The organism is Pseudomonas flexibilis, from assembly GCF_000806415.1.
GTDB classification, from domain to species: domain Bacteria; phylum Pseudomonadota; class Gammaproteobacteria; order Pseudomonadales; family Pseudomonadaceae; genus Serpens; species Serpens flexibilis.
This window is the reverse complement of sequence record NZ_JTAK01000006.1, coordinates 37,145-51,224: the sequence shown is the minus strand read 5'-3', so window position 1 is coordinate 51,224 and position 14,080 is coordinate 37,145. Positions and strand designations below refer to the sequence as shown.

The 14,080-nt window shown below is 67.8% G+C and carries 10 protein-coding genes; 8 read left to right on the top strand and 2 right to left on the bottom strand.

The genetic code is table 11. The features are described from left to right. Positions 1–474 precede the first annotated feature (474 nt). The 4 genes from PT85_RS14450 to PT85_RS14435 are packed head-to-tail and all read left to right on the top strand — an operon-like array spanning position 475 to position 7,273. Positions 475–1,659 (top strand): efflux RND transporter periplasmic adaptor subunit, encoded by a 1,185-nt coding sequence (locus PT85_RS14450; protein WP_039607081.1) that lies wholly within the window; start codon positions 475–477, stop codon positions 1,657–1,659. Beyond that, positions 1,652–4,816, top strand: a complete 3,165-nt coding sequence (locus PT85_RS14445) for an efflux RND transporter permease subunit (protein ID WP_052237706.1) — start codon at positions 1,652–1,654, stop codon at positions 4,814–4,816. Before PT85_RS14450 ends, PT85_RS14445 begins: the two co-directional genes overlap by 8 nt. After that, entirely contained in the window at positions 4,813–6,243 is a 1,431-nt protein-coding gene (locus PT85_RS14440; RefSeq protein WP_052237705.1) for an efflux transporter outer membrane subunit, read from the top strand. The genes PT85_RS14445 and PT85_RS14440 overlap by 4 nt, the downstream gene beginning before the upstream one ends. 43 nt (positions 6,244–6,286) lie before the next feature. Beyond that, positions 6,287–7,273 carry an MBL fold metallo-hydrolase gene (locus PT85_RS14435; RefSeq protein ID WP_139182037.1) on the top strand — a complete coding sequence of 329 codons (987 nt, stop codon included), beginning with the start codon at positions 6,287–6,289 and terminating at the stop codon, positions 7,271–7,273. Positions 7,274–7,275: 2 nt separating this feature from the next. Here the strand turns inward: PT85_RS14435 and PT85_RS14430 are convergent, their stop codons facing one another. Then, complete coding sequence (locus PT85_RS14430; protein ID WP_039607080.1) at positions 7,276–7,944, bottom strand: hypothetical protein; 669 nt, start codon at positions 7,942–7,944, stop codon at positions 7,276–7,278. Beyond that, entirely contained in the window at positions 7,941–8,762 is an 822-nt protein-coding gene (locus PT85_RS14425; protein ID WP_197058177.1) for a DUF2092 domain-containing protein, read from the bottom strand. The genes PT85_RS14430 and PT85_RS14425 overlap by 4 nt, the downstream gene beginning before the upstream one ends. A 598-nt stretch (positions 8,763–9,360) precedes the next feature. Here PT85_RS14425 and mtlD point away from each other — a divergent pair. The 4 genes from mtlD (at position 9,361) to ubiT (ending at position 14,012) form a co-directional block, all read left to right on the top strand. Beyond that, positions 9,361–11,514: a bifunctional mannitol-1-phosphate dehydrogenase/phosphatase gene (gene mtlD, locus PT85_RS14420; RefSeq protein WP_039607079.1), complete on the top strand. Its 2,154-nt coding sequence runs from the start codon at positions 9,361–9,363 to the stop codon at positions 11,512–11,514. A gap of 92 nt (positions 11,515–11,606) precedes the next feature. Next, on the top strand, positions 11,607–12,602 hold the full coding sequence (gene ubiU / locus PT85_RS14415; protein WP_027591415.1) for a ubiquinone anaerobic biosynthesis protein UbiU: 996 nt from the start codon (positions 11,607–11,609) through the stop codon (positions 12,600–12,602). A 10-nt stretch (positions 12,603–12,612) separates the two neighbouring features. Next, positions 12,613–13,506, top strand: coding sequence for a U32 family peptidase (locus PT85_RS14410; RefSeq protein ID WP_039607078.1), 894 nt, complete (start codon positions 12,613–12,615; stop codon positions 13,504–13,506). Next, entirely contained in the window at positions 13,500–14,012 is a 513-nt protein-coding gene (gene ubiT / locus PT85_RS14405; protein WP_324607137.1) for a ubiquinone anaerobic biosynthesis accessory factor UbiT, read from the top strand. Before PT85_RS14410 ends, ubiT begins: the two co-directional genes overlap by 7 nt. The last annotated feature ends 68 nt before the right edge of the window (positions 14,013–14,080 follow it).

The window sequence follows — 14,080 nt, the reverse complement described above, 5'->3', positions numbered from 1 at the left end:
TACCTTCACACGTGGGGCGATGACATCGGCGGAATTCCAGAATGGACCGAGTGTCCGAAGTTTCAGCACAGGTTTTAGATCATCTGCCCGTTCCGACGTGCCGGAATCAAGACCAATAGGCGACTGACGGTTCTATAGGGCTAGCTACCCTTGTCTGCTGCACCGGCGTTCTATGCAGAGTCAGGAGGGTTGCTGGAGTGTCTTCACGGCCACTGGAATCGTGCCGACGAAAGTCACTGTCGCCGATGAGCGGCGGTCCGCACCAGGCATCATGGGCGCGGTGATGCGCTACCTTGAAAGCGTCAGAACCGCTCCGATTGCGATGTTTCCCGGCTTATACCCGGACGGACGAAACGCGGTTTGACCAGCAGGGAAAATCGGGTTGGCAGGGACCATGCCTCCCTCACTGGCGCGCAGGCCAGCAGTGTGAGCGATGTAGCCGTTGTCGCGCTGAGCATTGAAGAGGGACGTCCCGTGCCAACACACAGCCATCGATTTCCTCACCCCGGCCTGGCGCTAGCCCTCCTGCTGGGCGTGCTGGCGGGCTGTGGCGACGAACCGCCCCCTGCAGTCGCAGTGCCGGACATCCCGTTCGTCACTGTCGCCACCCAGGACGTAAGCATCCCCCTCGATGTGGTGGGCGAGACCATCGGTTCCGTCGATGTGACCATCCGTGCCCGGGTGGACGGTTTCCTTGAAGGTATCCATTTCAAGGAAGGCACCTTCGTCGAGAAGGGCGCCCTGCTGTACACCATCGATCCTCAGCCCTTCCAGGCCAAGGTTGCCCAAGCCCAGGCGATGCTGGCCCAGACCCGCACGGCCCTGGTCAAGACCCGCTCGGATCTGGCGCGCATCCGCCCGCTGGCCGCGATGAACGCCGTCAGCAAGATTGACCTGGATGCCGCCGTGGCCAACTACGAGGCCGCGCAGAATCAGGAGGCGGCGGCCAAGGCGCAGGTGCAACTGGCGCAGCTGGAGTTGGGCTACACGCAGATCCACGCGCCCGAACAGGGGCTGATCGGCCTGTCCCAGGCCGAGGTCGGCGACTATGTCAGCCAGAGCAACAATGGCGGATTGCTGAACGTGATCTCGCGCACCGATCCGATAGGCGTGCGCGTCTCGATCACCGAGCGTGGCTACCTGGAGGCGGTCCGACGCCTGGCGGCATCCGCTGAGCGGGGCAAAGCCGAGGAGCTGCCCCCGCGCACCCTCCAGCTGATCCTCGCCGACGGCAGTCTGTACGACCACCTGGGGACGCCCACCAAGGTCGATCGCAACATCGATCCCACCACCGGCTCGCTGACCATCGAGGCCGAGTTTCCCAATCCCCAGAACCTGCTGCGCCCGGGGATGTTTGCACGCATCCGCTTCGATGCCGACGCGATCAAGGGCGCCATCCTGGTGCCGCAGCGGGCGATCAGCGAGCTGCAGTCCGTCCACCGTGTGTTCGTCATCAAGGCGGACGATACCGTCGAGGTGCGTCAGGTGCGGGTAGGGCCGCGGCTGGGCAGCGACTGGGTGATCGAGTCCGGCCTGCAGGCGGGCGAGCGGGTCGCGGTGGAGGGCTTGTTGCGGCTGCGCCCCGGCATGACCGTGCGCCCACGCCCGGCCGAGAGTGGGGATCTGCCGCCGGTGGCGGAGGGTGGCCGGAATGGGTGAGTTCTTCGTCCGCCGCCCGGTGTTCGCGATGGTGATCTCGATCCTCATCCTGATCATCGGCCTGGTGGCCATGGGGCGCCTGCCCATTGCCCAGTACCCGGACATCACGCCGCCGGAAATCAAGGTCGAAGCCACCTACGACGGCGCCAACGCGGTGAACGTCGAGCAGTCGGTGGCCACGCCCCTGGAGCAGAAGGTCAACGGCGTGGAAAACATGCTGTACATGAAATCCACCAACGCGGGTAACGGACAGATGACCCTGTCGGTGGCCTTCGAGGTGGGTTCGGACCAGGACATCTCCAACGTGCTGGTGCAGAACCGCGTTTCGGAAGGCGCCGCGCAGTTGCCCGAGGAAGTCAAACGACGCGGGGTGAAGATCAAGAAGGCGCTGGCCTTCCCGCTGATGCTGGTGACCCTGCGTTCGCCCAATGGCAGCTACGATGCCGACTTCCTGACCAACTACATGTCGATCAACGTGCTCGACGAGGTCTCGCGCATCCAGGGCGTCGGCCAGGTCACCATCTTTGGCGGCTCCGACTATGCCATGCGCATCTGGATCAAGCCGGACCAGCTCAGCCGGCTGGCGCTGACCGTGCCGGACATCGTCAACGCCGTGCAGCAACAGAACGTGCTGACCCCGGCCGGCAAGCTGGGCGGCCCGCCGGCGGCGCCGGGCACCGAGTTCGCCTACGCCGTGCAGACCCGGGGACGGCTGGAGACCCCGGAGCAGTTCGGCGAGGTGGTCGTGCGCTCCAATCCGGATGGTTCCCAGGTGCTGCTGCGCGACGTGGCGCGCATCGAGCTGGGCGCCGAAACCTATAACCAGATCGGCGCCTTCAATGGTCGGCCGGCGGCTGTGATGGCGGTCTACCAGTTGCCCGAGGCCAACGGCCTGCAGGTGGCGGAGCATATCCGCACGGCGATGCAGGGCATGCAGGCGCGCTTTCCCCAGGACATCGAGTATGTGATCTCGCTGGACACCACCAAGCCGGTGTCCGCCGGCATCGAGGAAATTGTCCACACCCTGTTCGAAGCCACCGTCATCGTCACCCTCGTGGTGTTCGTGTTCCTGCAGAACTTCCGCGCCACGCTGATCCCCACGCTGGCGGTGCCGGTGGCGCTGATCGGCACCTTCGCGGTGTTTCCGCTGTTGGGTTTCTCCATCAACACCTTCTCGCTGCTCGGCCTGGTGCTGGCCATCGGCATCGTGGTGGATGACGCCATCGTGGTGGTGGAGGGGGTCTCGGAGAAGATGGAGCGGGGCATGGAGCGGCGCCAGGCGACCATCGAGACCATGAAGGAGGTCAGCGGCCCGGTGATCGCCACCGCGCTGTCGCTCACCGCGGTGTTCGTGCCGGTCGCCGCCATGTCCGGCATCACCGGGCGGCTCTACCAGCAGTTCGCGATCACCATTGCCATCTCGGTGTGCATTTCGGCGGTGGTCGCGCTGTCGTTGAGTCCGGCGCTGTCCAGCACCCTGCTCAAGCCCCATGAGCATGGCGCCCGCAAGGGCTGGCTGGGGCGGTTCTTCGCCCGCTTCAACCGAGCGCTGGACAGGGTGACGGACCGTTACATCGACCTGACCGCCCGCTTCACCCATCGCCCGCTGCGCGCGCTGCTGGTGCTCGGCGCGCTGGTGGTGGCGCTGCTCCTGCTGTTTCGCGCGGTGCCCGGCGGCTTCGTGCCGGAAGAGGATCAGGCCTACCTGATGGCCAACCTGCAGCTGCCCGACGCCGCCTCGCTGGAACGCACCCACGCCGCGGCCGCCAAGGTCGAGGCCATCCTGGCGGCCGAGCCGGCCATCGAGTCGTACACCACGGTGACCGGTTACAGCTTCCTCTCCGGCGCCTCGTCCACCAACAACGCCTTCGTTTTCATCCAGCTCAAGGACTGGGCCGAGCGCCCGGCGGCCGAGGATCAGGCCACCCGCGTCGCGCAACGGCTCAACGGCCGGCTGGCAGCCATCAGCGAGGGCATAGCCATCGCGTTTGGTCCGCCGGCCATTCCGGGCCTGGGCACCGGTTCGGGCTTCTCGATGATGCTGCAGGATCGCAGTGGCAACGCCCCCGACTACCTGGCCGAGCAGGCCCAGGCCTTTATCGAGGCAGCCAGCGCGCGTCCGGAGCTGAGCGGGCTGTACACCACCTACCGGGCCACGGTGCCGCAGATCTTCCTCGACGTGGATACCCAGAAGACCATGAAGCTGGGCGTCGCGCCGGGCGACGTCAACCAGACCCTGGGCGCCTTTCTCGGCGGAGCCTATGTCAACGACTTCAACCGCTTCGGTCGCCTGTACAAGGTGTACGTGCAGGCCGAGACCGGCTACCGGCGCGACCTTGGCGACGCATCGCTGTTCTACGTGCGCAACAGCGGCGGCGAAATGGTGCCGATGAACACCCTGCTGACCAGCGAGGCCACCAGCGGCCCGGAATTCACCTACCGCTTCAACATGTTCCGCGCGGCCGAGATCACCGGCCGGCCGGCGCCGGGCTACACCTCGGCGCAGGCGCTGCAAGCCCTGGAGGAGGTGGCCGCCGCAGTGCTGCCCAGCGACATGTCCTATGCCTGGAACGCCATGTCGTATCAGGAAAAGGCGGCCGAGGGCTCCGGCAGCCTGGTGTTCGTCATGGCGCTGGTGTTCGTCTTTCTGATCCTCGCCGCGCAGTACGAAAGCTGGTCGCTGCCCCTGGGCGTGCTGTTCGGCACGCCGATCGCCATCTGCGGGGCGATGTTCGGCCTGTGGGTCGCGCGCTTTTTCAGCGCCAGCTACGAGAACAACGTGTTCGCGCAGATCGGCCTGGTGATGCTCATCGGCCTGGCGGCGAAGAACGCCATCCTCATCGTCGAATTCGCCCGCACGGAAATCGAGCGCGGCAAGGAGCCGGTGGAGGCGGCGCTGGCCGCCGCGCGGCTGCGCTTCCGGCCGATCCTGATGACCTCGTTCGCCTTCATTCTGGGGGTGATACCGCTGATCCTGGCCAGTGGCGCCGGCGCCGAGGCGCGCAAGATCATGGGCATGACCGCCTTCGCCGGCATGCTCACCGCCACCCTGGTGGGCGTCGTGCTGGTGCCCGGTCTGTTCGTGGTCGTCGAGCGCTACCTCACCCGCCGCAAGCACCCGGCCGCCGGCTCGATCGGCGAGGAAGCCGAGCCATGAGCGGCGTTGCGGCGCGCCCCGTGCACATCGTCCTGTTGGCGGGCGGTCTGCTGCTGGGCGGCTGCATGGTCGGGCCGGACTACCAGCGTCCCGCCCTGGACATGCCCTCCAGCTACCGCGAGCCGGCGCCGATCGACGACACCTTCGCCAACCTGCCCTGGTGGGGGCTGTTCGCCGATCCCGCCCTCGACGCGCTGATCGAGGAGGCGCTGGCCAACAACCGCGACCTCGGCGTCGCGCTGGCGCGCATCGAAGAGGCGGCGGCGATCCTGAGCGTGGTGCGCGCCAATCAGTTTCCCTTCTTCGACATCCAGGCAGGTGCGGGCCGGACCTCGACCAGCGAGGACGTGCTGGGCGGCGGCGTGACCGACAACAGCTTCAGCCTCGGCGGCGTGGCCTCGTTCGAGGTTGACCTGTGGGGCAAGCTGCGTCGGGCGACCGAGGCGGCGCGGGCGGACCTGCTGAGCACCGAAGCCGCGGCGCGCAACGTCACCATCTCGCTGATCGCCTCGGTGGCCATCAGCTATTTCCAGCTGCTGGACCTGGAGAACCGGCATGGCATCGCCGTGCGCACCCTGGCGTCGCGCGAGGACTCGCTGGGCATCATCCGCGAGCGGTACGGCAAGGGCACGGTGCCCGAGCTGGACGTCAACCAGGCCGAGATCGAGGCCGCCGACGCCCAGGCGTCGGTGGCCGCCTTGGAGCGCGCGGTGCGCGAGACCGAGAACGCCCTGAGCGTGCTGGTCGGCTCGCGACCCCGGGTCATCGCGCGCGGCTCGCCGCTGGCGGCGCAACGCGTGCCGGTCGAGGTGCCAGCCGGCCTGCCGCTGAGCTTGCTGGAGCGGCGTCCGGACATCCTGGCCGCCGAGCAGCAGCTGGCCGCCGAGACCGCGCGCATCGGCATCGCGCGCGCTCAGCGGCTGCCCTCCCTGTCGCTGACCGGCAGTTTCGGCTACGCCAGCCGCGACCTGAGCGATCTGGTCGACAGCGGCAATGAAAGCTGGAACCTCCTCGCCAACCTGTTTGCGCCGATTTTTAACGCCGGGCAGCTCCGGGCGGTGGAGGAAACGCAGCGCCAGCGCGCCGAACAGGCGCGGCTGGGCTATGAGCAGGCTGTCCTGAATGGCCTGCGCGATGTGGATGACTCGCTGACCCGGGTGCGCACGTCGCGCAACGAGCATCTGGCTCGCCAGCGCCAGCTGGCGGCGGCGCGCAACGCGGCGCGGCTGTCGCGGGCACGTTATGACGGCGGCCTGGTCAGCTACCTCGAAGTGCTGGATTCCGAGCGCAGCCTGTTCCAGGCGGAGCTGCTGGAATCGCAGACCCGCCAGCAGCAGCTGAGCGCGGTGGTGGGCCTGTACCGCGCGCTGGGTGGCGGGTGGCTGGCCGACGCGCCGGGAGGAGACGGGCCGGCGCACAAACGCTGAGGGTGGCTGCGGCGCAGCATTTTCTGCTTCAGGGCCTGCAATGATGAACACGCGCATCCTGCTGGTGTTGTGGATGCTTCTGCTGACCGGCTGTGTGTCGGGCCTCCCGCCCGAGGTTGTTGCGCCCGGCACCTGGCGGCAGGTCGATCACGCCATCCTCGCCGCCTCGCAAGACGCCACCGAGCAGGCCAGCCACTTCGCGCGCGATGCCATGCAGGAATGGCGGGAGCAGGTCTACCAGCGCACCGAGGCGGAGTTCATCCCCTGGTTTTCCAGCTACCGGGCCCGCCAGTGGCTGAGTGTGAAGCTGTCCTGGTACCGGCTGGGCGCCGCTGACGAGGAGCAGGTCGTCGACCGGTTGGCGTTCTACCTGCAGCAGCAATACCGCAAGCGCGTGCTGGTGCCGGTGGCCAGGGAAACGGATCCTGTCAGGATCAGGGAGCGCACGACGCGCTTCTACCTCTGGCTGATGGGTGAGCTGCTGGCGAGGATTCCCGCGCGCCATGGGGTTCCCGCGGAGCAGTTCGAGCGACGGCTCGAGGCAATTCCCGCCATCACCCTGGCGCCGCCCCCGAACCGGAACGCCTCGCTTGGGCAGCTGATCCGCACCGAGCGTCTCGACAGGCTGCCCGCCTACCGCGCCCTGGCGGCACATGTCCACAAAGCGCCCGCCGCCGCCGTGCTCTGGTCCGAAGATGCCGGCATTTCGTCCGTGGCGACGCAGGCCAGCCGCCAGCTGACGGCCGAACTGGCCACCAGCGGCGTGGCGAGCGCGGTGTCGGCCATGATCGGCCCGGCGGGTGCGGTGCTGTCCCTGGGTGTGATGGGCGTGACGGCGCTGGTGCGAGAAGGCGACCGGGCAGAGCGGGAAGCCCGGTTGCGTGAAAGCCTCGGTGCCGCGTTCGACGCGCAGTGGCGCGCGTGGCTAAGCAGCCGCGACAACGGTGTAATGGCCGGGGTGCATTACCTGGACGACACCCTGCAACGACAGCTGATGCTGCGACAGGATGCGCCCCGCCAAACTCCGTAGGCTTAGGGAGGTGCCACAGGGACGTACAGCAGGCCGCCTTGTGCGTAGGCCTGGACGTAAAAGGTGCTGCCGCAGCGGTAGTAGGTGACGCCGCCCACCAGACTGGACGCGGGCGAGCAGGGCAGGCGGGTGACGGCTGCCGGTGCCGGGGCGCTGGTAGGGGTGGTCAGCTCGGTGACGACCACCTCGGGTTGCAGTGCCTCGTTGACCAGCGCGCCGGTGGCTGCTCCGACGACGAAGCCCACCGCAGCATCCGAGTGGTCCCAGTCATCATCCCAGTCGGTGTCATGGTCGTGATACTGATACTGCGGTGGCGGCGGGGGCGGTGTATGCCCTTGCGGCGGCTGCCGGCTGCCTGGCGGCGGGTAGCCACCCGGCAGGCGTTGACTGGTGGGTGGCGACCGGTCCCCGGGCGGCCGCTGCTCGGCCGACGGTGGTTGCGCGGGCCGGGAAACCTCCGGTCGCGTTGCGGCGAGATTGGGAGCGCTGGCGCGGAAGCTGTCCCCCGCCATGCCGCCGCCCCGTGCAGAGAAGGCGCCGGAGGCGGCCACGCCGCCACGGGAAAAGCCCCCACCCCCACGCCCTTGCGCGTTGCTGTCCTGCAGGGCGGGGCCCAGCAGCAACAAGGCAGCGGCCAGACCGGTCAGGCTGGTTCTGGCGAGCGACTTCATGGCTGTTCTCCAGCTGGCGCGTCACTCGACGGGGGCGCGACAGCGGGGGCCACGCTGCCCGGCAGCTCGCTGGCGAAGGGAATCTGCCGGGCGTCGGCGGGCGGCGTGAAGACGAAGGCATCATCGGGAAGCGCTGGCTTCAGGTCCCAATCGCGGAAATCCGCCCGGAACTGCGGCTGCCCCTCGGCGTCCGGATAGGTCAGCACCAGACGCACCGGCAGGGGCGTGTCGCCGTCGCGGACCCACACCTGGTAGTCGACGCTGTCCGTCCTTCCGGCAATGTGGTGGACGGTCACGCCGGCCAGGTGGGTTTGCTCCACATAATCGATCTGCCGAGTGCGTCGTTGCAGTTCTTCGCTGGCGTTGCTGACCAGCAGCACCGCAAAGGGCAGGCGCATATCGAGATCACGGATGAAGAACCGGACCGCGTCGTCCACTGTTCCCGGCTGACTGACCTGGGCATAGACGTGGCTCTGCGGGGTGGCGAGGGAGATCTGGTGACCGTTGTAGATGAGTTGGTGGCGCAGGCCGTCGCTTTCCTCGAGATCGACCCGCAGGCGGTCGGGCCGTGCCAGCAGCAGGCGCCGCCTCTCGGCGAACTCGATCTTCTGGCCGTCCGCCTGGACCGCGTCATAGCTGCTCTGGACCGCGACGCTGAAGTGCGGCTGGCCGGCCAGAAAATCGGTCATGCCCAGCAGGATGTCCATGGCCTCATCCGCTTCGGCCTGGACGCTGCCCGGCGTGAAGGGCACCAGGGCGATCAGCGTCAGGCGACCCAGAAACTGGGCGATTGGCGAATGCTTCGGATGCTTGTCCATACGGCCTCGCACGTTCCCCTGCAGGGAATGGCAACGGGGCCTCGGGAGGCCACGTGTTTCACTGTAGTTCGCTCCCGATCCAAGCGTGGCGAAGGCGGGCGTACGGCATCGCCTGCGGCCGAGCTGCCGTGTCGTGGCCAGCCAGTCCTCAGGATCTACGATCATTCTTCGGCGATCTGCGCCAATCCGCCGCGAATGTGTTTTTGGGGATGAGGTGCGGTAGACTCCCCGGCTGCCATCAATGGCGGCAGATGTTTCATCTGCATTCTTGTTGAGCACCTTGCTCACTGCCTTTTCAGTGCGAGACGTACTGTCCTTGGGCGGTTCGCCTAATTCGGCGGCCCTTTCGGGTCGCAATCGAAGGAGGAACTCCGCATCGCTGTCTGCACGCCCATCGTTGCCCGGCGCGCCTTCCACCGGATTGCCCTGCCGGGCCGAGCCGGCTGTGGGACCTGGACAGGTCTTGTCACTGCCCTCCCTTTGCGTCACCCCCGTGGTGACGGCCCATCCTCACACCGCCGGCGTCGGGAGGCCCTGCGCGTGCAGGGCCAGCAATCGTCGCGTCCATCGGCGGTGGCTGAAGTCAAGGAGAATCCCTATGAACTTCCATGGACATTTCATCCAGGCGGCGCTGTTCGACATGGACGGCACGATGTTCGATACCGAGCGCCTGCGTTTCCAGACGTTGAGACAAGCCTCCACTGAGCTGTTCGGCGAAGCCATCGATGACCAGGTGCTGCTCGGCTCGCTCGGGCTGAGCGCGCGCAAGGCCGAGGCGCTGGCCAAGTCGCGCTACGGCGCGGACTACCCCTATGCCGAGATCCGCGCCCGCGCCGATGCGCTGGAGCTGGCCCATGTGCGCGCCCATGGCGTACCGGTGAAGGCGGGACTCTACGAGGTCCTGGAGCGCCTGAAGAAAAGCGGGCTGCGCCTGGCGGTGGCGACCTCCAGCCGGCGCGCCATCGCCGAGGAGTACCTGATCAACGCCAACGTGCTGAAATACTTCGACGCCACGGTGTGTGGCGACGAGGTGAGCCAGGGCAAGCCCCATCCCGAGATCTTTCAGACCGCGGCGGCGGCCCTGGGCTGCGCACCGGCACAGTGCCTGGTCTTCGAGGATTCGGAGAACGGCCTGCTGTCCGGCGCGGCCTGCGGAGGCCTGCCGATCCTGCTCAAGGACATCAAGGAGCCGGCCCCGGCCATCCAGGCGAAGGCGTTGCGTGCCTACGACAGCCTGGAAGCGTTCCTCGCCGACCTGGCACCCTGCACGCCGCTGCTCCCGTTGCCGGCGCTCACCGATCCCTTTCCGCAGACCCATAACGAACATGTCGCCGCCATCCACGGCTTCGGCGCCATCGGTGGCGGCTACCTGGCGCAGCTGTTCGCCCACTGGGATGGCTATACCCGACCGGCGGAGATCGTCGGCGTGACCAACAACCGACTGCTGCGCGACCTGGTCAACGCCTATGGCAAGTACAGCGTGCATTACCCGGATCAGGCCTTCGAACAGACCATCGACCGAGTGCGCCTGGTCGCCGCGGACAATCAGGCGGCCGTGATCGCGCTTTACGAACAGGCCGAGATCGTCGGCCTGAGCCTGCCGGAAGGCGCCATCGCCCAGCAGGCCGGGCTGATCGCCGACGGCCTCATTGCGCGCCGGCGAGCGCGGCGCGGGCCGCTGACCGTGCTGGTGGCCCTGAACAAGGTGGGCGGCGCGGCCTATGTGCGGCGATGCGTCGGCCGGGCGCTGGAGCAGCGTCTGGCGGCCGAAGAGGTGGGCGAGGTGCTGGCGGCGACGATCTTTGCCGAGACGGTGGTCAACCGCATCGTGTCGCGGGTCTCCCGCGAGGCGCTGCTCAAGCAGGTGCGCATCAATGTCGGCAGCTTCTCCGCCGCCGTGCCGAGCGGCAGCTTCGAGACGCTGCCCCGGCAGCCTGGCGCCCTGGGCGTCGAGTCGCTGGTCGCGCTGCTCAGCGAGGCGGCGCAGCTGGATCGGGCGCTGGCAACCCTGAACATCGTGCTCTTCCACAGCGGGCCGGAGATGGCGTTGTACGCCGAGCGCGGCAGCGCCATCCTCGAGCGCCTGCGCCAGGTACGCACGGTGGACGACATCGCCGAGATCCAGGCCATCAAGAACAAGATGCTCAACGGGACCCACGCGATCATCGGCTGGTATTCGGCGCTGCTGGGTTATCGCACCATTGGCCAGGGCATGGGCGACGAACGGGTCAGGCGTCTGGTGCGTCGGCTGCTGGAGCAGGAGATCAAGCCGGCGATGCTGGCGCACAACCTGGCACTGAAGACGCACATCGACACCTTCGTCGAGCGTTTCCTCAAGCGTTGCGAGGAGTCGTTCAAGGACACCTGTGTGCGCGTCGGCCGTGATCCGCGCCGCAAGCTGCAGCGCAAGGAGCGGATCCTCGGCAACATCGAACTGGCCGCCCGCCACGGGATTGCAACGCCGATGCTGGAATTCGGCACCGCCCTGGGCATTGTCTATGCGCTGCGCTACTCCGGCTCGGAAGACAAGGAGTGCCTGTGGATCCGCGACGTCTACGCGCGGCGCCGTTCGGTTGCGGATGTGCTGACCGATGCCAGCGACTACCAGGGGCGCGCCTATGCCGGGCTCGATGCGCTGGCGGACCAAGCCCTGATCGCGCGGATCGCCGGCCATGTGGAGCGCCTGCGCGATCCTGCATCGCCGCACTGGAACTGGCCGTTGGCGAAACAGACCATCCTCGAACCGGCCTGAGACCCTCGGCACCGTTTGATTGACGACCATCAAGGGTGATTGCGCGACATGCGCCTAAAGTGCGGTCGGTTTACTGCGCTTGAGGTGTTGCCATGCAACTGGTTTGTCCGGCGGGCAGCCTGCCCGCCCTGAAGGCCGCGGTGCGGCAGGGTGCCGATGCGATCTATGTCGGCTTTCGCGATGACACCAATGCCCGCCATTTCGCCGGCCTGAACCTGGACGACAAGCAACTGGATGCCGGCCTGCAGCTGATCCGCAAGGAAGGCCGCCAGCTGTACATCGCCGTCAACACCTACGCCCAGCCCGGCGGCTGGCAACGCTGGCAGGCCGCGGTGGACCGCGCCGCCGACCTGGGCGTCGATGCGCTGATCTGCGCCGACCCCGGCGTGCTGGCCTACGCCAGCAAGCGCCACCCCAACCTCAACCTGCACCTCTCGGTGCAGGGCTCGGCCACCAACCCGGCGGCGCTGGCCCTGTTCCAGCAGCGCTACGGCATCAAGCGCGCGGTGCTGCCGCGCGTGCTGTCGCTGGCGCAGGTCAAGGCGCTGGCGGAGAAGACCACGGTGCCGCTGGAGGTGTTCGCCTTCGGCAGCCTGTGCATCATGGCCGAAGGCCGCTGCCACCTGTCGTCCTACATCACCGGCGAATCGCCCAACCTGTGCGGCGTCTGCTCGCCGGCCAAGGCGGTGCGCTGGGAGCAGGAAGCCCAGGGCCTGAGCTCACGCCTCAACGGCGTGCTCATCGACCGCTACGCCGACGGCGAGGCCGCCGGCTACCCGACCCTGTGCAAGGGCCGCTTCATGGTCAACGGCCAGCGCTTCCACGCCCTGGAAGAACCCACCAGCCTGAACACCCTGGACCTGATCCCGCAGCTCGCCGAGATCGGCATCGCCGCCGTGAAGATCGAAGGCCGCCAGCGCAGCCCGGCCTACGTCGAGCAGGTCACTCACGTCTGGCGCGAGGCGCTGGATGCCTATAAGCGCGCGCCGAAGAACTTCGCCGTGCAGTCCGGCTGGCGCGCCGCGCTGGGCGGGCTGTCCGAGGGCAGCCAGACAACCCTGGGCGCCTACCACCGTGCCTGGCAGTGAGGAGAACCGCATGAAACTCAGCCTGGGACCGGTCCTGTTCTACTGGACCCGCGAAACACTGCAGACCTTCTACGCCGACATGCTCCAGCAGCCGCTGGACATCATCTACCTGGGCGAGACCGTCTGCTCCAAGCGCCGCGCCTTCAGCCTTGACGGCTGGCTGGGTCTGGCCCGCGAGCTGCGCGAGGCCGGCTGCCAGGCCGAACTGGTGCTCTCCGGCCTGACCCTGATCGAGGCGGCCAGCGAGCTATCCAGCCTGCGCCGCCTGTGCAACAACGGCGAGCTGCTGGTGGAGGCCAACGACATCGGCGCGGTGCAGATGCTCAGCGAAAACCGCCTGCCGTTCGTCGCCGGACCGGCCCTGAACATCTACAACGGCCACGCGCTGGCCGAGCTGATCGACCTGGGCATGCGCCGCTGGTGCCCGCCGGTGGAAGTCTCCGGCGCGCTGGTGCGCGACAGCCTGCAGCAGCTGGATACGCTGGGCGTGCCGCGTCCGGAAGTGGAGCTGTTCGCCTACGGACACCTGCCGCTGGCCTACTCGGCGCGCTGCTTCACCGCCCGCGCCGAGAACCGCCCCAAGGATGACTGCGAGTTCGTCTGCCAGAACTACCCCGAAGGCATTCCGCTGCTCAGCCAGGAGGGCGAGGCGATGTTCACCATCAACGGCATCCAGACCATGTCGGCTAGGGTCTGCAACCTGCTCGCCGAATACCCGCAGCTGCGCGACAGCGGCGTCGACATCCTGCGCCTGAGCCCGCGCGCCGAGGGCATGGCGGAGATCATTCGCGGCTTCGACGCGGTGCGTGGCGGCGCCCTGCCGCCGCTGGCCATCGATGGCTGCAACGGCTACTGGTACGGCCAGCCCGGCATGCTGCGCGCCGAGGAGGTGGGCCTGTGCTGACCCTGAGCCCGAAACTGGCGCGCCTGGCCCTGAAGGTCGGTGAGCCGCTACTGCCGCTGAGCCGCCACGTGCCCTTCGCGATCCAGAAGCAGGTGCTGGAGCGCGCGGTGGCGCGCATCTTCGCCGCGCCGCTGGCCGATGGCGCCTTCGACCTGCTCGACGGCCGCTGGCTGCGCCTGGAGGTCAGCGACCTGGGCCTGGCCTGGAATATCACCCGCACCCCGGGCGGGTTGCGGCTGGTGCGTGGCGACAGCGCCGACGTGTGCATTCGCGGGCAATGGAAGGAGTTCCTGCTGCTGGCCAGCCGCCAGGAAGATCCGGACACGCTGTTCTTCCGCCGGCGCCTGGTGATCGAGGGCGACACCGACCTGGGCTTGGCGATCAAGAACCTGCTCGACAGCCTGGATCCGGACGACATGCCAGCCTGGCTGTGGCAGCTGCTGCGCACCCTGGGCGAGGCGGCGAAGGAGGGCGCCCAGCCGGCTCAGCCCGCCGCCAGCCTGTAAACCGCGCGGCGGCGCGCCGCCGCGCTGGTCTACGCTTGAGTTCCAGACCCCCAACGGAGGAACTGGAA

What these genes read in the sequence shown, in the direction of transcription:
- PT85_RS14445 (WP_052237706.1), top strand. Translation starts at nt 1,652, where the DNA reads ATGGGTGAGTTCTTCGTCCGCCGCCCGGTGTTCGCGATGGTGATCTCG.
- PT85_RS14440 (WP_052237705.1), top strand. Translation starts at nt 4,813, where the DNA reads ATGAGCGGCGTTGCGGCGCGCCCCGTGCACATCGTCCTGTTGGCGGGC.
- PT85_RS14435 (WP_139182037.1), top strand. Translation starts at nt 6,287, where the DNA reads ATGAACACGCGCATCCTGCTGGTGTTGTGGATGCTTCTGCTGACCGGC.
- PT85_RS14430 (WP_039607080.1), bottom strand. Translation starts at nt 7,944, where the DNA reads ATGAAGTCGCTCGCCAGAACCAGCCTGACCGGTCTGGCCGCTGCCTTG.
- PT85_RS14425 (WP_197058177.1), bottom strand. Translation starts at nt 8,762, where the DNA reads ATGGACAAGCATCCGAAGCATTCGCCAATCGCCCAGTTTCTGGGTCGC.
- mtlD (WP_039607079.1), top strand. Translation starts at nt 9,361, where the DNA reads ATGAACTTCCATGGACATTTCATCCAGGCGGCGCTGTTCGACATGGAC.
- ubiU (WP_027591415.1), top strand. Translation starts at nt 11,607, where the DNA reads ATGCAACTGGTTTGTCCGGCGGGCAGCCTGCCCGCCCTGAAGGCCGCG.
- PT85_RS14410 (WP_039607078.1), top strand. Translation starts at nt 12,613, where the DNA reads ATGAAACTCAGCCTGGGACCGGTCCTGTTCTACTGGACCCGCGAAACA.